This window comes from Desulfovibrio sp. UIB00 (assembly GCF_022508225.1).
Lineage (GTDB): Bacteria > Desulfobacterota > Desulfovibrionia > Desulfovibrionales > Desulfovibrionaceae > Desulfovibrio.
Genome location: NZ_JAETXJ010000004.1, coordinates 230,341 through 254,734 on the forward strand (window position 1 = coordinate 230,341; position 24,394 = coordinate 254,734).

The 24,394-nt window shown below is 59.5% G+C and carries 22 protein-coding genes and 1 riboswitch; of the genes, 17 read left to right on the forward strand and 5 right to left on the reverse strand.

Features of this window, described 5'->3' with window-relative positions; translation table 11 throughout:
• The first annotated feature begins 1 nt into the window (after position 1).
• From JMF94_RS08960 to JMF94_RS08980, 5 genes are all read left to right on the forward strand, one after another.
• Positions 2–1,285, forward strand: coding sequence for a molybdopterin molybdotransferase MoeA (locus JMF94_RS08960; RefSeq protein WP_240824761.1), 1,284 nt, complete (start codon positions 2–4; stop codon positions 1,283–1,285).
• A gap of 135 nt (positions 1,286–1,420) precedes the next feature.
• On the forward strand, positions 1,421–3,580 hold the full coding sequence (locus JMF94_RS08965; RefSeq protein ID WP_240824762.1) for a sigma 54-interacting transcriptional regulator: 2,160 nt from the start codon (positions 1,421–1,423) through the stop codon (positions 3,578–3,580).
• A 351-nt stretch (positions 3,581–3,931) separates the two neighbouring features.
• Entirely contained in the window at positions 3,932–4,795 is an 864-nt protein-coding gene (locus JMF94_RS08970) for a c-type cytochrome (protein ID WP_240824763.1), read from the forward strand.
• Between the two features lie 3 nt (positions 4,796–4,798).
• Positions 4,799–6,151 (forward strand): cytochrome ubiquinol oxidase subunit I, encoded by a 1,353-nt coding sequence (locus JMF94_RS08975; RefSeq protein ID WP_240824764.1) that lies wholly within the window; start codon positions 4,799–4,801, stop codon positions 6,149–6,151.
• Between the two features lie 2 nt (positions 6,152–6,153).
• On the forward strand, positions 6,154–7,713 hold the full coding sequence (locus JMF94_RS08980) for a cytochrome c (RefSeq protein WP_240824765.1): 1,560 nt from the start codon (positions 6,154–6,156) through the stop codon (positions 7,711–7,713).
• Positions 7,714–8,045: 332 nt separating this feature from the next.
• On the opposite strand, the gene JMF94_RS08985 is transcribed toward JMF94_RS08980, so the two are convergent.
• Complete coding sequence (locus JMF94_RS08985) at positions 8,046–9,332, reverse strand: glycoside hydrolase family 3 protein (RefSeq protein WP_240824766.1); 1,287 nt, start codon at positions 9,330–9,332, stop codon at positions 8,046–8,048.
• Between the two features lie 10 nt (positions 9,333–9,342).
• The gene (locus tag JMF94_RS08990; RefSeq protein ID WP_240824767.1) at positions 9,343–10,002 is read right to left on the reverse strand and encodes an FmdE family protein; all 660 of its coding nucleotides are present in this window, start codon (positions 10,000–10,002) and stop codon (positions 9,343–9,345) included.
• Between the two features lie 167 nt (positions 10,003–10,169).
• Here JMF94_RS08990 and JMF94_RS08995 point away from each other — a divergent pair, with 167 nt between their 5' ends.
• The 5 genes from JMF94_RS08995 to JMF94_RS09015 all read left to right on the forward strand — a co-directional run bounded on the left by JMF94_RS08995 (position 10,170) and on the right by JMF94_RS09015 (position 14,498).
• Positions 10,170–10,718: a cysteine hydrolase family protein gene (locus JMF94_RS08995; RefSeq protein WP_240824768.1), complete on the forward strand. Its 549-nt coding sequence runs from the start codon at positions 10,170–10,172 to the stop codon at positions 10,716–10,718.
• A 67-nt stretch (positions 10,719–10,785) separates the two neighbouring features.
• Positions 10,786–12,417, forward strand: a complete 1,632-nt coding sequence (locus JMF94_RS09000; protein WP_240824769.1) for a bifunctional metallophosphatase/5'-nucleotidase — start codon at positions 10,786–10,788, stop codon at positions 12,415–12,417.
• Positions 12,418–12,548: 131 nt separating this feature from the next.
• Positions 12,549–13,490 (forward strand): symporter, encoded by a 942-nt coding sequence (locus JMF94_RS09005; protein WP_240824770.1) that lies wholly within the window; start codon positions 12,549–12,551, stop codon positions 13,488–13,490.
• A gap of 65 nt (positions 13,491–13,555) precedes the next feature.
• A riboswitch (Fluoride riboswitch) is annotated at positions 13,556–13,614 on the forward strand.
• A 152-nt stretch (positions 13,615–13,766) separates the two neighbouring features.
• Positions 13,767–14,156: a fluoride efflux transporter CrcB gene (crcB, locus tag JMF94_RS09010; RefSeq protein ID WP_240824771.1), complete on the forward strand. Its 390-nt coding sequence runs from the start codon at positions 13,767–13,769 to the stop codon at positions 14,154–14,156.
• A 9-nt stretch (positions 14,157–14,165) separates the two neighbouring features.
• On the forward strand, positions 14,166–14,498 hold the full coding sequence (locus tag JMF94_RS09015) for a DUF190 domain-containing protein (protein ID WP_233482686.1): 333 nt from the start codon (positions 14,166–14,168) through the stop codon (positions 14,496–14,498).
• Between the two features lie 94 nt (positions 14,499–14,592).
• Here JMF94_RS09015 and JMF94_RS09020 read toward each other — a convergent pair whose 3' ends face one another.
• A complete protein-coding gene (locus JMF94_RS09020; protein WP_240824772.1) occupies positions 14,593–15,864 on the reverse strand; it encodes a competence/damage-inducible protein A in 1,272 nt (423 codons plus the stop codon).
• A 234-nt stretch (positions 15,865–16,098) separates the two neighbouring features.
• On the opposite strand from JMF94_RS09020, the gene JMF94_RS09025 reads away from it, so the two are divergent.
• Together JMF94_RS09025 and JMF94_RS09030 are read left to right on the forward strand one after the other, a co-directional pair.
• Positions 16,099–17,382 (forward strand): O-acetylhomoserine aminocarboxypropyltransferase/cysteine synthase family protein, encoded by a 1,284-nt coding sequence (locus JMF94_RS09025; RefSeq protein ID WP_240824773.1) that lies wholly within the window; start codon positions 16,099–16,101, stop codon positions 17,380–17,382.
• Between the two features lie 238 nt (positions 17,383–17,620).
• The gene (locus tag JMF94_RS09030; protein WP_240824774.1) at positions 17,621–18,076 is read left to right on the forward strand and encodes a hypothetical protein; all 456 of its coding nucleotides are present in this window, start codon (positions 17,621–17,623) and stop codon (positions 18,074–18,076) included.
• Between the two features lie 100 nt (positions 18,077–18,176).
• Here the strand turns inward: JMF94_RS09030 and JMF94_RS09035 are convergent, their stop codons facing one another.
• Together JMF94_RS09035 and JMF94_RS09040 are read right to left on the reverse strand one after the other, a co-directional pair.
• On the reverse strand, positions 18,177–19,154 hold the full coding sequence (locus JMF94_RS09035) for a glycosyltransferase (RefSeq protein ID WP_240824775.1): 978 nt from the start codon (positions 19,152–19,154) through the stop codon (positions 18,177–18,179).
• A gap of 50 nt (positions 19,155–19,204) precedes the next feature.
• Positions 19,205–19,903, reverse strand: coding sequence for a glutamine amidotransferase (locus tag JMF94_RS09040; RefSeq protein ID WP_240824776.1), 699 nt, complete (start codon positions 19,901–19,903; stop codon positions 19,205–19,207).
• 469 nt (positions 19,904–20,372) lie between these two features.
• Here JMF94_RS09040 and JMF94_RS09045 point away from each other — a divergent pair, with 469 nt between their 5' ends.
• The 5 genes from JMF94_RS09045 (at position 20,373) to JMF94_RS09065 (ending at position 24,111) form a co-directional block, all read left to right on the forward strand.
• On the forward strand, positions 20,373–21,143 hold the full coding sequence (locus tag JMF94_RS09045; RefSeq protein WP_240824777.1) for a DUF4198 domain-containing protein: 771 nt from the start codon (positions 20,373–20,375) through the stop codon (positions 21,141–21,143).
• Positions 21,144–21,270: 127 nt separating this feature from the next.
• Positions 21,271–21,882: a cobalt transporter CbiM gene (cbiM, locus tag JMF94_RS09050; RefSeq protein ID WP_192111358.1), complete on the forward strand. Its 612-nt coding sequence runs from the start codon at positions 21,271–21,273 to the stop codon at positions 21,880–21,882.
• Positions 21,883–21,899: 17 nt separating this feature from the next.
• Positions 21,900–22,604, forward strand: a complete 705-nt coding sequence (locus JMF94_RS09055; protein ID WP_240824778.1) for a cobalamin biosynthesis protein CbiL — start codon at positions 21,900–21,902, stop codon at positions 22,602–22,604.
• A 9-nt stretch (positions 22,605–22,613) separates the two neighbouring features.
• Complete coding sequence (gene cbiQ / locus JMF94_RS09060; RefSeq protein ID WP_346770015.1) at positions 22,614–23,375, forward strand: cobalt ECF transporter T component CbiQ; 762 nt, start codon at positions 22,614–22,616, stop codon at positions 23,373–23,375.
• Positions 23,368–24,111 carry an ABC transporter ATP-binding protein gene (locus tag JMF94_RS09065; protein ID WP_240824780.1) on the forward strand — a complete coding sequence of 248 codons (744 nt, stop codon included), beginning with the start codon at positions 23,368–23,370 and terminating at the stop codon, positions 24,109–24,111. The genes cbiQ and JMF94_RS09065 overlap by 8 nt, the downstream gene beginning before the upstream one ends.
• The last annotated feature ends 283 nt before the right edge of the window (positions 24,112–24,394 follow it).

Here is a 24,394-nt window from a genome sequence, read left to right on the forward strand (position 1 = left end):
GATGAACCGCGCTCTGCACTCCTTTAAGGCTGACGCGCAGCCCCATATTTCTACCCCGCCGGAGCGGGAAAGTCTGCCGCTGGAGGAAGCTCTGGAGCTTCTTTTACAGCACACGCCCACAGTTGCAGAGTCGGAAGAAGTACCGCTTTTTGACGCCGATGGCCGCATATGTTTTGCCCATATGCGCGCCGAGTTGCCTCAGCCGCCCTACAACCGGGTTCAGGTGGATGGATATGCCCTGCGCAGCGCCGACATTGCCAGCGCCACGGCGGAACGTCCCGCCATGCTGCTGGTAACGCAGCACCTCTATGCCGGTGATGCACCAGGCCATCCCCTCGAACCCGGTCAGGCGGCACGCGTGACCACAGGCGCAGTTCTGCCTCCGGGTGCGGACTGCGTTGTATGGCAGGAGGACACGCTGGCAGATGACCAGACAGTGGTGATTTCCCGCAGTCTTGCGGCCATGCGCAACTGCCGCATGTGCGGGCAGGATATGGAACGCGGCAGCACACTGGCCGAGAGCGGCGATGTGCTGCACAGCGGCACCCTCAGTCTTCTGGCTGGTCAGGGCTACACCCATGTGCGCGTATTCCGCCGCCCCAGAGTCAGCCTGCTGGCAACGGGCAGCGAGCTTGTGCTGCCCGGCGCTCCGCTGCCGCAGGGCGGCATTTACAACATCAGCAGCACCCTGCTGGGCGTGCGCCTGCGCAAAATGGGCGCGCGCATACTGCGCATGATGACCAGAGGTGACAACCGGCAGGCATTGCAGGAGCATCTGGCCGAAATGCTTGCCGAGAGCGATCTTGTCATCACCACGGGCGGGGCTTCTGTGGGCCCCAAAGACCTTGTGCCCGCCATCACTTCGGAGATTGTGGCGGAACAGGGCGGCAGCATGCTTTTTCAGAGCCTGCGCCTCAAGCCCGGCTCCATGACCTTGGCCGCCGCCCTGCCGCAAACCCTGATGCTGGGCCTTTCGGGCAATCCTGTGGCTGCTGCCGCGACCTTTGGCCTGCTGGCGGTTCCGGTGCTGAAAAAAATGAGCGGCGCAACGCGTTTTGCCCCTCTGCGGCTAAAGGCCGTGGCCCGCAATGATTTTGGTTCCTGCCGCAAGGACGAGCGCCGCATTGTGCTGGCGCGCCTTGAAGGCAGGGATGTTTATTTTGCGCGCGATGCGCAACGCATGGGGCAACCAGCCCTGTGCGACGACTGCAATTGTTTTGTGGATATTCCCGCAGGCAGCGCTCCTTTGCGCAAAGGCATGGAGGTAGACGTCATTCTTGCCTGACCCCCTCGGGCAAGCTCGGTAGACAGTCCTATAATCCTGCCCTATGGTGTATGGAGAAATGTTGTGGATATCCCGTCCAGAATCCCCCCCGGACGCACGCCGCCAGCCGGGTTTTTTACAGCCAGCGCTTCCGAGATGGTAAAAAGTACAGCTATTGTCTGGCAGGAAGCCCTGCTCGCAGCCAGCCGGGTGCTGCCCCTGCAAAAAGACATTCCCAGCCTTTTGCGCATGCTGAAAAACTGCTGTGATCCACTCATGGCCTTTCAGCGCATACACATTGTCATTGCCGCGCCCATGCAGGAAAAGGCGCGGCTCTACATGCTTGACGCGCACGCTGACCGCTCTGCCGTTTCAGAACAAGACCTGACCCCCCAGCAGGGCCTGCGCCAGTTCTGGAGCCAGACCGAGGTGGCCTGCTTTGAGGGCGAACACCTGCGCCGGGAATTTCCCGCCATTGCTGATCTTGACCAGTACCGCAATGCCAGCGGCTGCCTTTTTGTTCCCATTTCCACGCAGGGCGGCTGCCACTGCGCCATGGATTTTGTCAAAACAGACGGCAGCGTGTTCAGCGACGATTCGCTTGTTTTTTTCCGTGTACTGGCCGGGGTGGTTACGGCTGCCATCACAGCCATCCTCTGCATGGACAATGTGCGGCAGGAAACCGAACACCTGCGCCGCGAACGCGACCACTTCAGCATCCTCGTTGATGTGACCAACACGGCCATCGGCACCCTTGAAATGAACGACATGGTGGCCGTGGTTGCTGGCGAGATACGGCGGTTCTTCGGCATACGCGATTTTGCCCTGCTGCTGCACGAAACGGACGACACGTTTTCCTTCCACTGCGCCCGCCCGCCGCAGTCTACTGAAAATCCTGTGCTGCCAGCGGGTACGTTTTCGCTGTCCAACACCCTGCTCAAGCGCTGCCACGATATCAACGCCCCCCTGCTGGCGCGGCAGGGCGATCTAGCCAGACTTTCGCGCAAAGATCCGGCCTCGGAATTCATTCTTGGCAACGGCAATCAGGCAGCGGGGCTGTTTCCGCTGCATTTCGGCCAGCACTGCCTCGGGGCCATGCTGCTTGCCCACCGCCACCCCGACGTCTTTACCGATGAATCCGTCAGCCTGCTGGCCCAGATCGCCTCGCGCGTGGCCATTGCCGTGCGCAATGCTCTGGACTACACCACGATATCTGTGCAGAAAAACGACCTTGCACAAGAAAACCTGTATCTTTCTGAACAGATACAAAATCAGTCGGACATGGGCGTCATCATTGGACAGAGCGATGCCATCATGCGCGTTTTGCAACAGGTGGACATGGTGGCCGCCAGCGACAGCACCGTGCTGCTGCTGGGCGAAACCGGCACCGGCAAGGAGCTTTTTGCCCAGGCCATCCACAACCGCAGCCCGCGCAAATCCAAGCGCATGGTCAAGATGAACTGCGCCGCAGTGCCTGCGGGGCTTATGGAAAGCGAACTTTTCGGGCACGAAAAAGGGGCCTTTACCGGTGCTGGCGCGCAACGCAAGGGGCGCTTTGAACTGGCTCAGGGCAGTACGCTGATGCTGGACGAAGTTGGCGACATCCCGCTGGAATTGCAGCCTAAACTTCTGCGTGTGCTGCAATCGCGCGAGATTGAACGCCTGGGCGGGCACAAGGTCATTTCCGTGGATGTGCGCCTCGTGGCCGCCACCAACCGCAACTTGCAGGAAATGGTGCTCGACGGAACGTTCAGGGATGATCTGTTCTACCGGCTCAATGTCTTTCCCATCGCCATTCCGCCACTGCGCGAACGCCGCGAAGATATCCCCCTGCTGGCAAAGCATTTTACGCAGCAGATGGCGCGGCAGATGAAGAAAAACATAACCAATATTCCTTCCGCAGCTCTGCGCTGGCTTTGCGACCAGCCCTGGCCCGGCAACGTGCGCGAGCTTGCCAACGTCATCGAACGCGCGGTCATTCTTTCCAGCGGCCCTAGCCTGAATATCTGCCCGCTGGAGGTTCCAGCCCCAGTTGCGGCCATTTCCCAGCGCAAGCAGGAGGCCAGCGCGCCGCCCGCGCCCGCGCAGCCCAGCCGGCCCGTGTATACGGATGCCCACCACCAGCCCGGCGAAACCCTCAGCGAGCGCGACCGCATTGTGGCAGCAATTCTGGCCTGTAATGGCGTGATGGCGGGTTCGCGCGGGGTGGCCGCCATGCTGGGCCTCAAGCGTACAACCCTGCTCTCGCGCATGCAGCGTATGGGCATAGACATCAAGGACGTGCTGGAATCACGCGGTCAGTCCCTGCCTGCCTAGACACTGCCAGCCCCCCTCCCTAACCCGTTGCCCCATGCCAATTTGGCCTCAGATTTCAGTTGGATATAAAAAAACGCTTGTCCCGCCTTGTTGACATAGCGGGAAGTTCTGATACCCATTACAATATATCTTGAAATTTCGCGGCCTCAGCCTGTGGCCGGTCTGCCCTCTTTTTGGCTTCAAGCTGGCCTGTTTCTGTCACCGTCACCGCAGGAGCAGACCAACATTAAGCATGTTTGTCTGTTCTGCATGGATTTTTGTAAAAATCCGCACTGCGAAGTGCCTGCATGACGAAGACAATCTATCGTCACGCAAGTACTTCAACGTGAAAATGCTCTAACCGGAGCCGCCATGAACAACCGCACTCTGCTTTACGCCCTGACGCTCACCTGTATTCTGCTGATATTTGGCGCGTGGACGCTGGCCTTTTTCCATTACGGGGCAGCCGTGCGGCAAACCCCGGCACCGCAGGCGCTGGCAACATTACAGGCAGGCCCGGCAGCAGAACCGCAGTTCAATCCGCCCAAACCGCAGGACGCGCCGGAAGATATCCGAGAAGCCGTCATGCTCGGCTACAATATTATCAACGATACGGCGCAGTACGCCCCCGAGCACGTGGGCAACGAACTCGCCTGCGCCACCTGTCATCTCGAGGGCGGCACCAGCAAGGCAAGCATCACCCTTGTGGGCGTTGCGGCAACCTATCCGCGTTTTCTGCCAAGCCACGGCTACAGCGCAGATCTTGCCCAGAAAGTGCAGGATTGCTTTGCGCGCAACCTCAATGCCGCGCCCCCGGCCCTTGACAGCCGCACCATGCAGGCTGTGCTTGCCTATCTGCACTGGATTTCAAAAGATATTCCCGTCTATGCCAAGCTGCCGTGGACCCTTCCCGCAAAGCTCGACAGCAGCCACAAGCCCGATGCCGCCAGCGGAGCCAGCGTGTATGCAGACAACTGCGCCTCCTGCCACGGCGATACGGGCGACGGTTCACCCCCGCTCTGGGGCAATGGCGCGTACACTGACGGCTCCACCATGCACGACATAAACACTATTGCCGTGTTCACCCTTCGGTTCATGCCCCCGGAGGCAGCCAACCTCACGCCGGAACAGGCCCTTGACGTGGCGGCCTATGTGGACGGCCAGCCCCGCCCCCATTACGCGCCCGCAAAGCCCGCAACGACAGCGGACGCACCCAAAGCGCCGCAGGGGAAGTAGGCCATGAACTTTCCCATCCTGCATATTCCTGTGGTGGGCGACGGCATGACCATTGCCCTCAATGCGGTGCTGCACGTTTATATCAGCCACGGCCTGGCCATAGGCCTCATGACCATGCTGGTGATCTTTCAAACCCTCACATGGAAGGGCAAGGGCGCGTTCTGGGCCGACATTGCCCGTCGGTTGCTGGGGCCGCTGGTGGTAATTACCACCTCTGTGGGCGCGGTCACAGGCGTGGGCATCTGGATTCTGACCGGGAGCCTCGCGCCGGAAGGCATCGGCGCGCTCATCCACCTGTTTTTCTGGCCATGGTTTATTGAGTGGTTCGCCTTCACCGCCGAAGTCATTTTGCTGCTCTGCTACTACTACCAGTGGGATCGGCTGATAACGCGCAAACCCGGCACCCTGGCCGCCATTGGCTGGGGCTATGTGGGGGCGTCCTTTATCTCTGCGGTTCTTATCACCGGCATTCTGGGCTTCATGCTCACCCCGCAAGGCTGGCCGTGGGCCAGAAGCTTTACCGAGGCCTATTTCAACCCCACATTTGTGCCGCAGTGCTTTTTACGTGTCAGCGGCGGCATGGCGCTGGGCATACTGTTGCTCATGAGTTGGATTGCCTGGCGCTTCAAGGGCACTGCAGAGGAACGCGGCAGAGCCTTACGGGTCTGCGGAACGGCGTTGCTGCTCTCTCTGGTTGTGACGGCAGCGGCGACCTACGTGTATTTTATGCGGGTGCCGCAAACCTACCTCACGCACTGGAAATTCTCGGTCGCCACATCCTACCTCTCGCAAATGCCGGACTTTCTGCCAGCGGTCAACGCGGTTGCCGCGCTTGTGCTCCTGCTGACAGCCCTGGCGGCAATGGCGCGCTCACGGCTTGCATGTCGCTTGCTGTGCTTCCCGGCCCTGATCATGAGCCTGTGCTTTGTCATGGAATTTGAGCGCGTGCGCGAATTTATTCGCGGCCCGTACCTGATGCCGGGCTATATGCACGCCAGCCAGATAACCCTTGTGGAAAGCGAGGCGCTGGCAGCCCAGAACGCCCCCCTGTTGCCCCGGCTGCGCTGGGTCAACACCAGCGGCAATCTGTCCCCGGCAACCCAGGCCGCCAGAACGCTTTTTGCGGCCAATTGCGGCGTATGCCACGCGGAAAGCGGCATCAACGGCATTGATCAACGCCTTGCGGGACGCTCGGCAGACGGCATCAACGCCATGCTGGGCATTACGCAGAGGCTGGCCCCCTACATGACGCCCTTTGTGGGTTCGGAGCAGGAACGCGCCATGCTCACGGAATATTTGTTCCAGCTTTCCTCCAACTATTCCCGCCGCGCCCAACAAGCCGCCAGGGAGAAGTAGCCATGCAGCAGTGGACAGACCTGTTTCTCAACAAACCATTGCCCGAAGGCTGGATGCAGGGGTTGCTCTTCATCACTTTTGGCCTGCATCTGCTCTTCGTGCTGCTCATGCTTGGCACGGCCATCCTGAGTCTGCTGTTCTTTCTGCGTGATCTGCTGCGTCAGCCCTCGCCAGATCAGCACTGGAACGAGCACGTGGCCCACTCGCACATGGGCCTCAAAAGCCTGGCCGTGGTGCTGGGCGTTGGCCCGCTGCTGCTCATGCAGATAAGTCATCCGCATGCCTTTTTTACGGTTACGGGGCTTTTTTCGTATGCGTGGCTGGCGATTATTCCGCTGCTGATCACGGCATTTCTGCTGTTTGACGGCTTTGCGCACAAAATTGGCACCAGCGCATGGCTGGCCCTCATCTGCGGACTGGTGGGCGTTGCGGCCCTCATGACTGTGCCCGCCATCTTTACCGGGGCGCTGACCCTCATGGAACGCCCTGCGGAGTGGGCCGACTTTGCCGCCAGCGGCTTCCGCTTTGATGCGCAGTGGATGCCGCACTGGGTGCTGCGCTACCTGCACGTGATGGGCGCGGCTGTGGCCTTTGGCGCGGCTTTTCACCTGTTTTTCTCCGCCAGAAATGAAAAACAGAAGGCCCCTCTGCTGCGCAAGTGGCTGCTTGGCGCTCTGATGGCTCAGGCCGTCATAGGGCTGGCCCTGCTGGCAACCATTTTGCCGCAACTGTCCGTTCCGGTGTTGTCGTTCATAAGCCTTGGCGCACTGGCCCTTGGCGCTGCGGTCTGGATTCTGAGGCCGGAATCGTCAACCGCCGATTACCGCTTGCTGGCCTTGCTGCCCCTTATCTTCGTCTCCATGCTGCTGGCCCGCCAGCTCATGCAGAACGAGGCGCTGGCCCCCGGGCAGGCGGAAGCTACGGCCCAACGCGAACAGCGCGTTCGGGAACTGGCCCCCTTCAGCCAGAAGGCTCTGGATGCCTTTGCCGTCAAACTGCGCACCGTGTACGACAATGGCGACACCATCTATGACGGCGCTTGCGAGCCGTGCCACGGCCTCACCGGACGCGGCGACGGGCCGGAAGCCTCACGGCTGCGCATCCCCGCCACAGACCTGACCACCATGCGCACAGACCGGGATTACGTGTATGAAATGGTGCGCGACGGCACCCCCGGTACAGGCATGCCTTATTTTCGCATGTTCGACCGTGAAAAGCTGGAGAGCCTGCTGGACGCCATGGGCAAGCGCTTTGGCATGTACGCGGCCACGCCGCCCCCCCCCCGCGATATCAGCCCTGTTTCGCTTGAAGTATGGATAGGTACCTGCGCCAAATGCCATGCGGCCAACGGCAGCGGCAGCCCCTCGGGGCGGGCCATGCAGCCCCCGCCCCCCGATTTTAGGCGCAGCAGCCTGACCCATGAGCAGGCCCTGAAAATCATTACTGAGGGCTATCCCGGAACAGGCATGCCCGGCTACCGGAATCAGCCTCAGACTGTGCGCGAAGACCTCGCCATCATCTGCAACAGTTTCCGCGCCGCGCATAACAAGAGCGAAAAATAGCCTTGGCGCGGGCTGCCCCCGGCCTCGTTGCTGCCATAGAGAATTGCCTGACCAGTTTCTGAGAATCCCATAACAAAGCCCCCGTTCCATAATGGATCGGGGGCTTTGATTTCAATCAGTTACTTGCTCTGTTTGCGGGCGGCTTTTCTGGCCTTGCTGCGCAAACGCCGTTCTTCGTCATCAAGCAGGGCACGCTGCTTGTCAAAGGGAATTCAACCGCAGTTCAGGCGGTCTGTGGGCAGCCAGCCTTTTTTGAGGGCAAGCAGGTATATGGCGGCAATACCGCCAAACACCAGCAGGAGAATCAAAGTATCCATAAAACCTCCGCCGCTTTATCTGGTCCAGGGATAGAGCGCCGATGATCCATCGGCGGCGGCCCTGGCGGCAGTGGCGCGGCTTGCGTACAGGTTAGTGATGCGCAGCCATGATTCCATGATCCGCTGGCGCGAAATGCGCCCGCTTTCCACAAGCCCTCGCAAGGTCTCAAAAGCCTTGCTGGGCAGGGTTTCGTCCCAATACAAGTTATTGCCGAACAGCAGAATGTCCACCCCGGCGTTAACCGCCAGCAGCATTGCCTGCTCCATGCCGTAATGGTCGGTAATGGCCTTCATCTGCATGTCGTCGCTGATGATCACGCCCTGCCAGCCCATGCGCCCGCGCAACAGGTCGGCAACAACAGCGCGGGAAAGCGTGGCAGGATACTGCGGATCAAGCCCCTTGTGGTACAGATGCCCAAGCATCACCATACCGGGCCAGCCCTGTGCAAAAGCCTGCGCATAGGGCGCAAGGTCGGCCTTGGCATTCCAGCTGCGGGTGATATCCGTCAGCCCCAGATGCGAATCCTTCTGCGCGCCGCCCTGACCGGGAAAATGCTTGAGCGCGGGGATGATGCCGCTCTGCGCCAGCCCCTGCCCAAAGGCCAGAGCGTGCGCAGCCACAAGGGCCGGATTGGGGCTGAAGCTGCGCTCCAGCGCGCCAATGGCCGGGTTGGCGGGGTTGCTGTTCACATCCGCCACCGGGGCCAGATCAACAGAAATTCCCAGCGAGGCCAGTTCCACGCCCAGTTGCCGGGCAATGGCGCGGGTTTTCTCCGGGCTGGCCGCGCCCATGCTCTGGGCGGAAGGCAGATCGGCAAAACCGCGTTGCGGCTTGAGCCGCCGCACCCGTCCGCCCTCCTGGTCAACAGCTATGAACATGGGACAGGGGGACGCGGCCCGCAGCGAGGCTGTGAGCCGCCGCACCTGCTGGGGCGAAATGATATTGCGTTCGCCGCCTGTGGTAACATCCCGGTCAAACAGGATAATATGTCCCACATGCCCGGCGCGCACATGGGCAAGAAAGGCATCGCCCTGGGGCAGATCCGCTCCGCGAAAACCCAGCATGAGCATGGAGCCGATCATGACATCCAGCGATGGCGCGACACTGCCCGTATTTGTTTTAGCGGGCGCGGCCTGCGCAGCCGAGGCTTCGGCGCTCAGCAGGGGCGAAAAACAGAGGGCCAGAGCAAATGCAAGCAGACAAAGTGCAGCCCCGCCCTTACGCGCGGCAGCAAAAAAACTCTGGCTGGCGGAACAGCGCCTCACCAAGGGGGATTTGCCCCTGTTTACAGTATCAGACACGACTTTCGCCTCAGCTTTCAGGATCAAGCGTTGTGTAAGGGGCCTGCCCTTGGCAACCAAGGCACTGCGGGCCATGATCCAGAGGATAGGCCTCGCCGCAGCGGGGGCAAATGCCGATGGTGCCCATGTGCCCATGCCCCAGAAAATTCTTGTCCACCTGCACGCGCTGCACCTTACAGATACTGTGCCCGGCTTCTTCAATTTGCCGTTCTAACTCCACGATATCCTGCGCATGCTTGGGCTTTTCCTTCATGAACCAGCCCTGGATTTCCGGATAGGCGAAGAGTTTTGCCGGGTCTATGCTCACGCGCACGCCCAGGCCTGTTTTTTTGTCGTACAGCGAAACCGCGTAAAGCCCCAGGTCGCGCACATGCAACCGTTTGTTGCCCGTGCTGCACAGGCTGAGCAGCTGCACCGCGTCCGGCAGGCATTTGCTGGTTTCCGCCAGTGCTTCAAAAAGGGTTCCTTCGGGCAGCATACCCTTGGCAAGCTCGACCATATAGCCACCGATAAGCAGGCCAGGAGCCGCGCAACCGTGAAACTCCTCTGCGATCCCGTGGAATTGCGAAAACGTATACGCGCCGATATTCATGGACATTCCGTCGTGCTGCCCGCCGTGTGCGGAAGGTAAGGTGGGATGCGCAGGCAGGATGGCTGCGCCAAGAGGCAAAATTCCTCCTGTCACTTGGCATCATTTGCCGCCCAGCGTCAAGTGCGCACGGCAGCTGTGCTTGACCCGGCAGAGCGCGGACTGCTATCGGTTGAGCACGGTCAGATTCATGCATCAGCATTCCGCGCTAACCTGTACGGGCGGCATAACCGCATGAGGCACCTCACATGCAGGCTCTTATAATCATAGATATTCAGAACGATTACTTCCCCGGCGGCAAGATGGAACTTTGCGGCAGCGAGGCAGCGGCCAATAATGCCGCCCTGCTGCTCAAGGCCTTTCGCAAGGCTGGAAAACCCGTTTTTCATGTGCAGCATATTTCTCTTGCGCCCACTGCCACTTTTTTTCTGCCCGGCACCACAGGTGCGCTCATTCATGGCAGCGTTGCCCCCCTTTCGGGCGAAGCCGTAGTGGAAAAACACTTTCCCAATTCCTTCCGCGACACCACCCTGCTTGGCCTGCTTCAGGCGCAGAATATCACGGACATTGCCATAGCGGGCATGATGACCCACATGTGCGTGGATACCACCACACGCGCTGCCTTTGACCTTGGCTTCACCTGCCATCTTGCCCACGATGCCTGCGCCACCCGCGATCTTGCGCACAATGGCAAAACAGTAAGCGCCTCCCATGTGCAAACAGCCTACATGGCTGCCCTTGGGCAGGTATTCGCTCAGGTGCGCAGCACGCAGGAACTGTGCGCGGCCATCAGCTAGAGCAGTTAAGCCACTTCATTCGCAAACTGCTTTAAACCGCGCTGCACACTCCATCAGGGGGAATATCATGGCGTCATTCCTGTTGCGATTCCGTTTTTCCGCACTGGCTCTGTTTTTGTGGGCCAGCCTGCTTGCAGGCTTTTCGCTGGTTTCCCTGCCCTGCCATGCGCAGGAAAAGGCGGGCCTCGAGCTGCTCTTGCTGCACACCAACGACCTGCACTCCTACCTTGCGGGCAGGGATGCCCACGGCAACGCCTGCCTGAAATCCGAGGGCTGCACGGGCGGCTTTGCCCGCCTTGCCACAGCCATGAAGCGCGCCCGCGCGGAGCACGACAACGTGCTGGCCGTGGACGCTGGCGACCAGTTTCAGGGCACCCTGTTTTTTACCGCCAACAAATGGCCCATGCTGGCCGACATCAACAGCCTGATGCCCTATGACGCCATGACGCTGGGCAATCACGAATTTGACGATGGCTGCGAGGCCACAGCCGGATTTGTACGGGCGCAGCCCTACCCGGTGCTGGCCGCCAATCTGGATGCCCGCCCCGGCTGCCCTCTGCGCGGAACACCCTTCCGCCCATGGATCATCAAGGAGGTGCGCGGGGTCAAGGTGGGCATTGTGGGGCTTGCCAACCCCAGCGTGCGCACGCTTTCTGCGGCCTGCCCCGAAACGTGGTTCTACAAGAGCGAAACAACGCTGAAAATGGCTGTGGCTGAGCTGGAAAAGCAGGGAGTGCGGCACATCATAGCCGTGACGCATCTTGGCCTGCCAAAGGATCTGGAACTGGCCCGCAAGGTGGACGGCGTGGATATCATTGTGGGCGGGCACACCCACGACTACCTTGGCCCCAAATCATCCAAGGGGCCGTACCCCATTGTGGAGCACTCGCCCTCGGGCAAGACTGTTCTGGTGGTCACTGCCGGGGCGCTTGCCAAGTATCTGGGCCAGCTCGACGTGACCTTTGACGCGCAGGGCGTCCCTGTGCGCTGGCAGGGCGAGGCCCTGCCGCTGGATGCCTCCATTCCGCCCGACCCGGATGTGGAAGCCAAGATCGCCCAGTATGCTCAAAAGCTGGAAGCCTTCACCTCCGTTACCGTGGGGCAGAACAACCTGAATGCGCCTGACGGCCTGCATCAGTGCCGCATAGGTGAATGCCTTTCCGGCCTGATCGCCACAGACTCCATGCTGGATTATGGCCGCGCCTATGGAGCGCAGGCCGCCATTATCAACGGCGGAGGCCTACGCGCTCCCCTGCGGCAAGGCGCGCTGAACCTTGGCGACATGCTGGCCGTGCTGCCCTTTGGCAACAAGGTCATCATCCGCGATTTCACAGGAGAACAACTGCTGGCCGCTCTGGAACACGGCGTGGCCGACAACAAGGGCGTTGGCTCCCCCGTCTTGCACACGGCGGGCCTGCGCTACGTGTATAATCCCGCCCTGCCCTCCGGCAAACGCATTGTGCGCGCAGAACTGCTGGACGCGGACGGAACCGCGCACGCCCTTGACCCTGCCGCCCGCTACCGGGTGGTTCTTGTGGATTATCTGGAACGCCGGGGCGATGGCTACGCCATGCTTGCCAAGGGATCGCCCGTGGAAGCCCCCGACCCGGTGGATGTGGACGTGCTGGCGGCATACATCAAAAAATTCAGCCCGCTGACAGCCTTGCCGCCTGACCGACTGATCCGCCAGACAAACTGATTGCTGCATGGGCGCAGGCTGCCCCCGCGCGGGCCATGCCTGAGAGAGTCTGAACATGCCGTAACATGCCCGCCCTTGGGACTTGCCAAGGGCGGGCATGTTGGGCAGTGTGGCGAAAAAGTTGAGGCCTTATGAATTCCCGCGACCTTATCATGGTCCTTTCTTCGCTGCTTTCCATGGCGGCGGGCGTTTTTCTGCCCCAGGCGGCAGAGCCACTTGCCGCAATGCCGCGCCTTATTCTCATTTTCATGCTTTATATGAGTTTTCTGGCTGTGGGCATGGAAGCCCTGATGCGCGAAACACGCCACATGAAGGGCACGCTCTGTTTTCTGGTAGCCTTGCGGCTTGCGGTGTTGCCGCTGCTGTGCCTTGCGGTTTTCCGCCTGCTCATGCCCCAGTTTGCGCTGGGGGCCTTTCTGCTTGGCGCAGCGCCCGTGGGGGTCATGGCCGCTGTTTTTTCGCTCATGGTGGGGGCCAATACGGCGCTTATTCTTGTGGCCAACATCGCCACGTCCCTGCTGCTGCCCGCAAGCCTGCCCGCCGTGCTTTCCGCTACCGATGCCGCGCTACGCCTGCTGGGCCTTGAGCCGCTCAACATGCCTGCGCACCTGGAACTGGGGCACATGAGCCTGTCGCTCTGCGTGACCATTCTTGTGCCCTTTGCCGCCGCGCATATTACGCGCATTCACCTTGACGGGCTCCGCAACCTGCTTTTACGCTGGCAGTTCCCGCTCATAACCGTGTCCATCGTGATTTCCAACATTGCCATTTTCAGCCACTACGGCGATCTGCTGCGGCAATCGCCCGACCTGCTGCTCAAATCGCTGGGCGCAGCCTCCCTGCTCTGCCTCATCATGACGCTTGCCGCCATCCCCCTGGCCCGCCGCATGAGCAGGCAGGTGGGCATGGCCTTTCAGATTTCGTTCGGCGTTATCAACAATGTGCTGGTGATGATTGTCTGCATGGAATTTTTCAGCGCCACAGAGGCGATCATGGCCGCCGCCTATCTGGCCCCCCTGTACGTGCTGCTGTTTTATTACCGCCTGTGCAGCCGGGATAAAAGGCAGGGCTGACATGGCAGGGAATGCACTACTCCGGCGGCAAAAACGGGTTTACTTGCGGCCCCGGCAGATGTAGAAATTACCCAGGGGATGGAGTTCCCCTTGAACCGCATTTGCTGATAACTCCTACCAGGGCCAGGGCGTTGGTAGACTATTTTGCGACCGCGCCAAAGCGCGGTTGCTTTTTTTATTCAACGCCGGGGCATTACCGCTGCCATCGGCAAGCATGAAAAAGCGGGCAGCGTGGGCCTTTACCAGCCGTACTTGCACCGCATAACGGATTGACGCATGGTCAAAAACGTTCTTGTCATCACATTGGGGGCCGGGGCCGGGGCCTGCCTTCGCTGGGTGCTTTCAATGCTGCTCAATTCCATCTTTCCGGCTATCCCGCTTGGTACGGTGGCCGCCAATTTCCTCGGCGGGTTCGGCATCGGGCTTTCGCTGGGCGTGTTCAACTCGCTGCCCGGTCTGGCCCCCGAATGGCGGCTGCTTGTCATCACTGGTTTTCTGGGCGGCCTCACCACCTTTTCCACCTTCACGGCAGAGATCGGCACCCTGCTGCAGGAACAACGCATAGGCATGGCCGCCGGGGCCATAGCCCTGCACGTCTGCGGCTCGCTGATCTGTTTTTTCATGGGCCTTGGCGCAGTTTCGCTTCTCAAATCCCTCTTTCGTTAGGAGCAGGCCATGAACGGCTACAGACTGACATTTTATACGCAGCAGGGGCGCTCGCACGGGCACATGAGCATTGCGGAATGGCTGCTCAAGGAAGCAAAGGCCATTGGCGTTGAGGGCGCGACCTTTGCCGCAGCGCAAGGCGGCTACGGGCGCGACGGCAAATACCACAGCGCACGCTTTTTTGATGTGGGCGAGCAGCCCATGGAAGTGACCATGGCCGTGAGCCCGGAACACAGCGAGCAGCTTTTTGCCCGCATTGAGCAGGAAAATCTGCAGATATTCTACATGAAAATCCCTGTGGAATTCGGCATCACCTGCTCGGGGAAAAATCAGCCCGCCTGACCCCAGACGGCCCCCTCCCAATAAAGAAACCCCCGGCGGAAACGGCCTCTCAGACCACATCCGCCGGGGATTCAAAACTTCGGCAGCCAAAAAACTAGGCCTGACCCAGACTCCACTGATCTTCCACCGGCAGATCGGCAAGACGGCGGCGCAGCATGTCCAGCGCATGGCTTGAGGCAAGGCGGCGCGTCCATTCGCGGCCCAGATAACGTCCCTGCGGGCGCATGACGCGCAGCCAGACATGCTCCGCATCGCTCAGGGCAATATATACAAGACCCACAGGCTTTTGCGGGGTACCGCCGCCAGGGCCAGCCACGCCGGTGATGCCAATGCCGTAATCAGCGCCGCTGTGCTCGCGCACGCCCTGGGCCATGGCCCGCGCCACCTCCGGGCTGACAGCCCCGTGCGCGCACAGCATATCGTGCGGCACGCCGAGCAGCCGTTCCTTGGCTTCGTTGGCATAGGTTACCATGCCGTAACCAAAAACATCCGATGCACCGGGCTGGTCAGTGATGCGCTTGGCAAGCAGGCCACCGGTGCAGGATTCCGCAGTGGCAAGGGTTTTGCCCTGACGCGCCAGCTCCTGCACAGCCACTGCCTCCAGCCCCGCAACATTCACGCCGTACACAAAGTGCCCCAGCAGCTTGCGCACCTCCGCCACCATGGGGGCAGCCAGAGCCTCGGCAGCGGCGGCATCCTGCGCCTTGGCTGTTACCCGCACGAACATTTCCGCATCGCCCGCATAAGTTGCCGCCGTGGGATTGGCCCCGCCAGTCAGCCCCGCAATGCGCAAGGCAGCCACGCCCTCGCCTATGCCAAAGGTCTTTACCATGAACGATGAAATGACCGACCCGCTCATGCTCCGCAAAAAGGGCACGGCGCTGTCGTGCAGCATGGGCAGCAGTTCGGATGGCGGCCCAGGCAGCATGAGCACCCAGCGCCCCTCGCCCGCAGGCGTGGCGCAGCCGGGGGCGGTACCCGCCAGATTGGGAAAAGCCACGGATCCGCGCGGCAACATGGCCTGCTTGGCCTGATTGGCCGACATGGGGCGCGTGCCAAAATATTCCCGCAGCCGCGCCATGCTGTCCGCATGTTCCTCAAGCGGCGCTTCGGCCACCAGAGCTACAGTTTCCTTGGTCAGATCGTCTTCCGTTGGGCCTAGGCCGCCGGTGGTGATGACCACCTCCGCGCGTTCCAGCGCCTCGCGCAGAGCTTTCTCGAGCCGTTGCGGATTGTCGCCCACGGTATGCACCTGCAAAAGATCCATCCCCAGTGCGGAAAGCTCCCGCGCCACATGTGTCGCATCCGTATTGACCGTATGGCCCAGCAGGAGTTCTGTGCCGACCGATATTATTTCCGCCTTCATGCGGCCTCCGTTTTGCTTGATGCACACCCCGCCCGCAAAGGCTTGGGACGTGCCGTTGAGCATCCTAATCTCCCAGCCTGCACGGCGCAAGACTGACGCGCCACGCACGCAAGATTTCCCGGCAGGACTTGCTTGACAAGCCCGAATATCTGGGCCAATCATTTCTTACCAATTTACTAAGAAATGATTTGTCGACTAGGATAATACAAACTGCAAAAGAATCAGGGGACTGAAATGAGCGAAAAAAGGAAACCACGTTTTGAAACCCTGCAAGTTCATGCCGGGCAGGAACAGCCGGATCCGGCGACCGGTGCGCGCGCAGTACCGATCTATCAGACAACATCCTTTGTTTTTGACGACTGTGCGCACGCTGAGGCGCGCTTTAACCTCAGCAATGCCGGCAACATTTACAGCCGCCTGACCAATCCCACGCAGGACGCCTTTGAACAGCGAGTTGCAGCACTTGAAGGAGGCGTTGCGGCCCTGGCCACGGCCAGCGGCGCAGCAGCCGTTACCTATGCCCTGCAAAATCTGGCTGAAGCTGGCGACCACATTGTGGCCGAAAAGACCCTCTACGGCGGCACCTACAATCTGCTGGCGCACACGCTCAAGGCCTGGGGCATAGACACCACCTTTGTGGACCCCGATGAACCCGGCGCTTTTGAGCGCGCCATCACACCCCGCACCAAGGCCATTTTTATTGAAACCCTGGGCAACCCGCACAGCAATATTGTGGATATTGAAGCGCTGGCGGATCTGGCCCACAAAAACGGCATCCCCCTGGTGGTGGACAATACCTTTGCCACTCCTTGGCTGCTGCGCCCCATCGAACACGGGGCGGACGTTGTTGTGCATTCGGCAACCAAGTTTATTGGCGGTCACGGCACAACCCTTGGCGGTGTGATTGTGGACGGCGGCAAATTTGACTGGGAGGCCTCGGGCAAGTTCCCCCGGCTGTGCGAGCCGGAACCGAGCTACCACGGCCTGAGCTTTACCAAGGCAGTGGGCGCGGCGGCCTTTGCGGTGCGCGTCCGGGCCATACTGCTGCGCGATCTTGGCGCTACGCTTTCGCCCTTCAACGCCTTTATCCTGCTTCAAGGGCTGGAAACCCTTTCGCTGCGGGTTGAGCGCCACGTCAGCAATGCGCTGGCAGTGGTGGAATATCTGGCCAAGCATCCCAAGGTTGAGCGGGTCAACCATCCGTGCCTTGCCAGCAGCCCCAGCCATGCCTTGTATCAGCGCTATTTCCCCAAGGGGGGCGGCTCCATCTTTACCTTTGAGGTCAAGGGCGGCGCGGCCGAAGCCAGGGCATTCATCGACAGGTTGCAGGTCTTCTCCCTGCTGGCCAATGTGGCGGATGCAAAATCGCTGGTCATTCACCCCGCCTCCACTACGCATTCTCAGCTCACTGCCACAGAGCTTGCCGAAACGGGCATCCGGCCCAACACGGTCAGGCTCTCCATTGGCATTGAACACGTGGATGACATTATTGAAGACATTGCACAGGCACTGGGCTAAGCCCACCCGGTGCAGGGCGCGCACAGCGCACCCGGAACCACAGCTCGGTTTCAAAGGCCCTGCCACAATACGCGGCGGGGCCTTTTTAGCTTGCAGCTTCGAGTAAAAGGCATTGTCTTTTCAGGGGCCATTGCATACAACTGGCTGATCCATTGTAATGCTCTGCGACCGGGACAGCCTACCCCCTCTGGGCAAGCCGCCCGCCGTTAACTGTGCGCTCTCAAGCAGGAGACTTTTCATGTTCAGAAAAATTGCGGTTCTTCTTTTTGTCATGCTCCTGGCCACGCCCGTGCTGGCAGATGAGGTGAGTACAAAGTATATTTCCGTTGACCTTCCCGACAACTGGAAGGCCGTTATGGCTCCCACAGAAAATCAGGGAACTACCACCGTTATTTTTTCAAATGCTTCGGGCAATTCTACGGTGGGTTTTGTGACCGGCCCCACCGGCGGCGCGGATACCAAAACTGTTGCCGAAATGTTCGCCAACCAGTTCAAGGCGCTCAAGCCCCCGGTGGAAAAAAACGGACAATACACCTTTGCCTTCACCCAGCAGCAGACCCCTTGCCAATCCTGGGTAGCGGCGTCTGGCGATATTTTTATGGTCACGACCATCACCGGCGACCGCAAGCTTGGCCTGGCTTTTATCAAAAGGTACGTAAAAAGTGCGGAATACGCCAGTTTACTGCCTAAATAGGCAAATTCTCTCGGTCAATTTTAAGGCTTGATAAAACATCAGGGGCTGTCGGCATTGCTGACAGCCCCTGATGTTAGTTACTGACGCCCCCAAAGTGCATTCACAAAGGAGTGCATTCCTGCCCGCAGCCTTTCCAGATTCTTTTCAGACGATCCACCACGGCATCTGAATACATGTCGTTATTGCGGCCTGCCGCAACCAGATTGTCCAGCAGATCCTTACTGCGGCTCAAGGCCTGTTGAATGGGCGCATAGGCGGGATCTTCCTCCAGCACCACGTTATAGCCATCCACATCCTTGATGCGGTAGCGCAGCGGTACCTTCCAGTTGCGAACGCACATGTTGTACAGATAGTAATTCACCAAAAACAATCCCATGCCGCCGGATTCATCCTTGAAAAGCCGGGCATGTTCCTTGCCTTTATTCAGGTCTGTATCTTCGTATTCCGAATTGTCGTATTTGCCGCCGTTTACAAAAAAATCATTGGCGTCATAATAGTATTGCGTCAATCCGGCACAGTTTACGCGTGAGCCGTAATCCCCGTCATCTGCGCCGTACAGACCGTAATCCTCGCTCCAGTAGCCCAATATGTCTGAAACACTTTTGGGGATGATAATGGCGCTCCCCATGAGCGTGGATGTGCAAATGCCAAGTCTGCCGTCTTCACTGGTGATCGTGCCGGGATTTTTCACCATGTCATGCGCTATGAACGTCGGCCCCAGTGTAGAAACAGGATCACCGTGCGCCCACAGCCTGAAAAGATTCTCCAGCCAGTTGGGCGTTAGGGCCGCCATATCGTTGTCGAGCTTCATGTAATAAGGGGCGTCCACAGCGCGCCAGCCGATGTTGCAGGCGCAGGATATGCCCATATTGCGCGGCAGCAAAAAAAGATTGTCGATGATCCCGTCTTTGTGCAGCTCCACCAGACGATCACGCAGGGCTTGCTCGCTGCCGTTATCCACCACTGTAACCGCAAATGGAATGCCGGGCGCTGTTTTGCGCAGGGCCAACAGTGTCTTCTGCGTAAGATGATACCTGTTAAAAACAGGTATGGTGATGTTTACGACAGGATTGGTCATCTGAACGCTCCTGTACCGACCAGTGATTCAGAATGATGTGCAGACTTACTCTAGCGCACCTCTTCCATCAACCAGCGGCGCATAAAGGCCAGCCCTGCAGCCCGTGCCTGAGCGCCGAGCCTCTGGGCGTCTTCACGTATGGCGCGGGGGTCAAAGCCGTTCACGCCAAGTTCGCAGCAATGGCCCACAAGCCATGTTTCCATCAGGGCCGCGTCCATTTCTGCGTGAAACTGCAAACCGAGCTGCCCCGGCCCGGGCCGGAAGGCCTGATGCGGGGTGATAGCCGTTGAGGCAAGCAGATCGCTGCCCCGGGGCAGATCAAACGTATCGCCATGCCAGTGCAGCACAGGCGCGCCCGCAAGCTCAGCCAGAGGGCCGCTCAATCCCGCCGGGGTGAGTTCAACCTGGCCCCAGCCAATCTCCTTGGCGGTTCCGGGGTATACGTCGGCATCAAGGGCGCTGGCCATAAGCTGCGCGCCAAGGCAGATGCCCAGCAGAGGTCGGCCCGAAGCAAGACGGCTTGCCACAAGCACTTTTTCATCGGCAAGGAAGGGATACACATCTTCCTGATACACGCCAATGGGGCCGCCCAGCACCACGGCAAGGTCGGCATCCTTCCACAGTTCCGGCTCCAGGGGCACAACCCCGGCCTGTACATAGCTGATCGCAAAGCCCGCTTCTTCAAGCGGCTGCACAAACACACCCAGATTTTCAAAAGCCACATGTTGGATAGCAACGCAACGCTTCATGCTTTCTCCCGATGCTGAAATACCTTTTACACTGGATGCCATATGGACAAATACGGCACGCAGCGCTTGCGCCCGCCACTCTGCGGGCATTCTGAACGCCACGGGGGGAAGTTGTACGCGCCCAGGAAAACAAATTAGAGCAATGCAGCTGAACATACACAGGTTCAACATTCTGCGCCGCAGCCCATGGCGCACGCGCAATCATACTGCGCCTGCGCTTTTTTGCTGCGTCTGCCCGCACAATCTTCAGGGCAATTCCAAAAAAACTCTGCCCTGAATGAGCGAGGCCAACGGTCTGCACCAGCAGTTTTCCATCTCACATAGTACGCAGCTTGTGGATGAAGCGCAAGAATGCCGAGCCTGCCCGGCAAAAACATCTTGCTACAAATTTATTTTTTTTGTTACTAAACATCCAGCTACGTCATGCCATGGCGGCAACCCCCTCCACCTCAACCAACAGGAACTTTCTATGTGGAAAATTTGCTGCGCCAGCCTTGCTCTGCTGCTCATGTGGGGAACCCAGGCCCAGGCCCATTTCGGCATGGTCATCCCCTCCACCCCCACGGTTGCAGACAAGAAGGACGCCAACGTGCAGTTGGAGATTTCCTTTGTGCACCCCATGGAGATGCAGGGTATGGATATGGCCGCGCCTGCGGCGGCTACCGTCACCCATGACGGAAAAACAGAAGACATCAAGGCAACGCTCAAGCCCGCCACGGTGCTGGGCCACAAGGCATGGCAAACAACCTACGGGATCAAAAAACCTGGCGTGTACCAGTTTGCCGTTGAGCCCGCCCCCTATTTTGAACCTGCGGAAGACAAGTTCATCGTACATTACACCAAGACCGTGGTAGCCGCCTTTGGCGAAGAAGAAGGCTGGGATGCCCCCCTTGGCCTGAAAACGGAAATCGTGCCCCTTACCCGCCCCTTTGCCAATTATACAGGCAATGTATTCCGTGGCCGCGTTTTGCTTGACGGCAAGCCCGTTGCCGGAGCTGACGTGGAAGTGGAGTGCTACAACAAGGGCAAGGCGCACACCGCTCCCAACGATTTTTATGTCACCCAGGTAGTCAAGACCGATGAAAACGGCGTCTTCAGCTATGGTATTCCCTGGGCGGGATGGTGGGGTTTTGCGGCCCTGAACACCTCCGCCGAAAAAATGGAATACAAGGGTGAAGCCAAGGAAGTGGAACTGGGCGCTGTGATGTGGGTGAATTTTGCCGCACCCAAGACCAAGTAATACTGCGCCAAACATGGCTGCGGCAGGCCGGGCCGGAAATTGCCCCTTCCGGTTCGGCCTCTGCGCATGCGGCCTTGCAAGGTGAAGCCGGGCAAAGGGCAAGCAAAGGCCCAACAAAGGATTGATCATGCATATTGCCGAAGGCGTTCTTTCCCCTGCCGTGCTTGCCACGGGTTACGCCCTTACCGCCGCCGGAACGGCTCTGGGCCTGAAAAAACTCGATTATGACCGGCTCATGACCGTGGCCATTCTGGCCGCGACTTTTTTTGTGGGTTCGCTTATCCATGTGCCCATCGGCATTACCAGCGCGCACCTTATTCTCAACGGCCTTCTGGGCGTGATACTCGGGTGGGCGGCCTTTCCGGCCATCCTGGCGGCTCTGGCGCTTCAGGCGCTACTGTTCCAGTTTGGCGGCCTTGTGGTATTGGGGGTCAACACCTTCACCATGGGATTTTCAGCCGTCGTGGCGGGTTATGTGTTTCGCGGCCTGTGCCGTGCGTGGCCCACACCAGCAGGGCAAAAAATTGCCGCTTTCTGCGGCGGTGCGCTGGGCGTTTTGGGCGCGGGCCTGCTGACGGCGGTGGCTCTGGCCTCCAGTGATGAAGGCTTTGCCACTGCTGCGCGGCTACTGTTTTTGGCGCATCTGCCCATCATGTTGGCCGAAGGGCTTATCACCATGCTGACCGTGGGATTTATCGCCAGGGTGCGCCCTGAAATGCTGCGCCTGAGCGCGGCCTGAGGCCATAAGGAGTCTCCATGCTTTCCATTTGTTCGCGCAAGGCATTCTCCCCCATACTGCCCACACTGTTGTCCACACTGTTTTTGCTCTTCACGCTGGCATTACCCCATGCGGCTCTGGCCCACCGGGTCAATATTTTTGCATGGACAGAAGGGGACCAGGTTGTTGCGGAATGCGGCTTTAACGGCGGCAACAAGGTCAAGCAGGGACAGGTGGTGGTGTACGATGCTGCCACTGGCGCAAAGCTACAGGAAGGCCGCACCGATGATCAGGGCGTGTACCGTTTTCCTGTTCCCGCTGAGGGCAAGGCCCACGGCCTGCGCATTGTCGTCAAGGCTGGCGAAGGCCATCAGAATGAATGGATGATGGACGCCGCCGAACTGGCGGCAGTTCAGACGCCAGCCATTCCCGCCAGCGCCTCCGAAGCAAAGGACGCGGCGGCTCCTGCTGCCGAAAAAACATCTCCGGTTACACACGCAGTATCCACGGCAACCCCCGGAGCAAAAGGCGCGGCTGCACCCACCCCAAGCGCTGCCGGCGTCAGCTCCGGGGAGCTGCAAACCATTGTCAACGCGGCGCTGGATGTAAAGCTTGGGCCCATCCGCCGGGAACTTGCCGAAATGCGCGTGTCCCGCCCCGGCTTTTCTGAAATTTTCGGCGGCATCGGCTGGCTGGTGGGTCTGGCGGGCATTGCCCTTTACTTCAAGGGACGTCGGGGGTAATGGCTGGGAGTGTTTGACCAGCCCTTTGTCCGCCCATCGCTCATACAGCGTATTGACCCCCGCGTTCGCATGGCCTTCGCGGGGGGGCTTGCGGTATGCATATCACTGCTGCACAGCCTGACCGCCTGCGGCATGGCCCTTGCGTTGGGTCTGGCGCTCTTGGCGGCGGCCAATCCGCCTGCCCGCGCGCTGCTGCAACGCCTCGGTGCCATCAATATCTTCATTGTTTTTCTGTGGTGCGTCACGCCCCTGACCACGCCGGGAACCCCGCTGGCGCAATGGGGAATGCTCACAGTGAGCGCCGAAGGCGTACGCCTTGCGCTGCTGGTAAGCATCAAGTCCAATGCCATTGCCTGCATTTTTCTGGCGCTTGTCGCCACCATGAACGCCCCCACCGCCGGTCATGCGCTGGAGCGGCTGCACTGCCCGGCCAAGCTCGTTTTTCTCTTTCTTTTCACAGCCAGATACGTTCACGTTATCGCCCAGGAATGGCACACCTTGCTGGTGGCGGCACGGTTGCGCGGTTTTCGTCCGCGTACCAACATGCATACCTACCGTACCATGGCATCCCTGTTGGGTCTGTTGCTGGTGCGCAGCTACGAACGCTCGCTGCGCGTGCGCGAGGCTATGGTCTTGCGGGGATTTTCCGGCCATTTCAGATCGGTGACGGTATTCCACGCCCAAAGGGGCGACTGTATTTTCGCACTGGGCCTGCTGCTGTGCATGGCGGGGATAATCGCGGTTGAATGCCTGGGAGGCCTCAATGTCTGACCACCATCACGATGCAGCCATTTTCTGCCTCGAGGGCATCTGCTTTGCTTACGGGCAGGGCAGCTCGCCGCGCACAGTGCTGTGCGATGTGGATTTTTCACTGCATCCCGGTCAGCGTATCGGCCTCTATGGACCCAACGGAAGCGGCAAAACAACGCTTTTTCGCTGCATCACGGGGCTGGCACGGCCACAGGCAGGTCAGGTGCTGTTCCACGGCACCCCCCTCAAGGAAGAAAAAGATTTCTACAATCTGCGCTGCAAGGTGGGCTTTGTGCTGCAACACGCGGAAGACCAGCTCTTTTTCCCCACCGTGCTGGAGGACGTGGCCTTTGGCCCGCTGAATCTCGGCTTTTCAGCCGACGAGGCAAGAGATTGCGCCCTGGACACCCTGCGCGATCTCGGCCTGGCAGGTTTTGAAAACCGCCTTACCCACCGGCTTTCCGGCGGCGAAAAAAAGCTCGTATCCCTGGCTTCAGTGATGGCCATGAAGCCCGAGGCGCTACTGCTCGACGAACCCACCAACGGTCTCGACAACGATGCCCGCCAGCGCATCATCGACATTCTGGGCAGCCTGAGCACAGCGCGTATAACCATTTCCCATGACTGGGATTTTCTGGCGCAAACATCCACCCAGTACCTCACCATAGCCAACAATCGGCTAAACGCCTGCGCCCCCTCCTTTGCCCACGCCCATATGCATGCTCACCCGCTGGGCAACGAACCCCACGAGCATTAGCCAAAACAATCTTTCCAGCTTAAATCTTCAACAATGTTAGACTAATACGCCATAAACTATCTGCTATGAAATAATTTTCCAGCACGCTGCTTTGCACCGTCCTTCGGTAACGCAGCGCTGGCGTTACCCTTTGACTCGCCTCTGGTCGCCGCGCATTTTAATCCCCGCACCCGATATCTACTTGCATATATAAAATGATAGTAGCATTCTTTCCTAAACAATAGTAGGGTCGCGCAGCAATTTATGCTCTGCGTCAGATTCCTCTCTTTTGGCACAAGATCTT

Bases quoted from the DNA above. Each gene is read 5' to 3' on its own strand.
- JMF94_RS09065 (WP_240824780.1), top strand. From the start codon at position 23,368: ATGTCTGACCACCATCACGATGCAGCCATTTTCTGCCTCGAGGGCATC.
- JMF94_RS09030 (WP_240824774.1), top strand. From the start codon at position 17,621: ATGTTCAGAAAAATTGCGGTTCTTCTTTTTGTCATGCTCCTGGCCACG.
- JMF94_RS08960 (WP_240824761.1), top strand. From the start codon at position 2: ATGAACCGCGCTCTGCACTCCTTTAAGGCTGACGCGCAGCCCCATATT.
- cbiM (WP_192111358.1), top strand. From the start codon at position 21,271: ATGCATATTGCCGAAGGCGTTCTTTCCCCTGCCGTGCTTGCCACGGGT.
- JMF94_RS08995 (WP_240824768.1), top strand. From the start codon at position 10,170: ATGCAGGCTCTTATAATCATAGATATTCAGAACGATTACTTCCCCGGC.
- JMF94_RS09015 (WP_233482686.1), top strand. From the start codon at position 14,166: ATGAACGGCTACAGACTGACATTTTATACGCAGCAGGGGCGCTCGCAC.
- JMF94_RS09025 (WP_240824773.1), top strand. From the start codon at position 16,099: ATGAGCGAAAAAAGGAAACCACGTTTTGAAACCCTGCAAGTTCATGCC.
- JMF94_RS09005 (WP_240824770.1), top strand. From the start codon at position 12,549: ATGAATTCCCGCGACCTTATCATGGTCCTTTCTTCGCTGCTTTCCATG.
- JMF94_RS09045 (WP_240824777.1), top strand. From the start codon at position 20,373: ATGTGGAAAATTTGCTGCGCCAGCCTTGCTCTGCTGCTCATGTGGGGA.
- JMF94_RS09055 (WP_240824778.1), top strand. From the start codon at position 21,900: ATGCTTTCCATTTGTTCGCGCAAGGCATTCTCCCCCATACTGCCCACA.
- JMF94_RS09020 (WP_240824772.1), bottom strand. From the start codon at position 15,864: ATGAAGGCGGAAATAATATCGGTCGGCACAGAACTCCTGCTGGGCCAT.
- JMF94_RS08970 (WP_240824763.1), top strand. From the start codon at position 3,932: ATGAACAACCGCACTCTGCTTTACGCCCTGACGCTCACCTGTATTCTG.
- JMF94_RS08965 (WP_240824762.1), top strand. From the start codon at position 1,421: ATGGTAAAAAGTACAGCTATTGTCTGGCAGGAAGCCCTGCTCGCAGCC.
- JMF94_RS08975 (WP_240824764.1), top strand. From the start codon at position 4,799: ATGAACTTTCCCATCCTGCATATTCCTGTGGTGGGCGACGGCATGACC.
- JMF94_RS09040 (WP_240824776.1), bottom strand. From the start codon at position 19,903: ATGAAGCGTTGCGTTGCTATCCAACATGTGGCTTTTGAAAATCTGGGT.
- JMF94_RS08980 (WP_240824765.1), top strand. From the start codon at position 6,154: ATGCAGCAGTGGACAGACCTGTTTCTCAACAAACCATTGCCCGAAGGC.
- JMF94_RS09000 (WP_240824769.1), top strand. From the start codon at position 10,786: ATGGCGTCATTCCTGTTGCGATTCCGTTTTTCCGCACTGGCTCTGTTT.
- crcB (WP_240824771.1), top strand. From the start codon at position 13,767: ATGGTCAAAAACGTTCTTGTCATCACATTGGGGGCCGGGGCCGGGGCC.
- JMF94_RS09035 (WP_240824775.1), bottom strand. From the start codon at position 19,154: ATGACCAATCCTGTCGTAAACATCACCATACCTGTTTTTAACAGGTAT.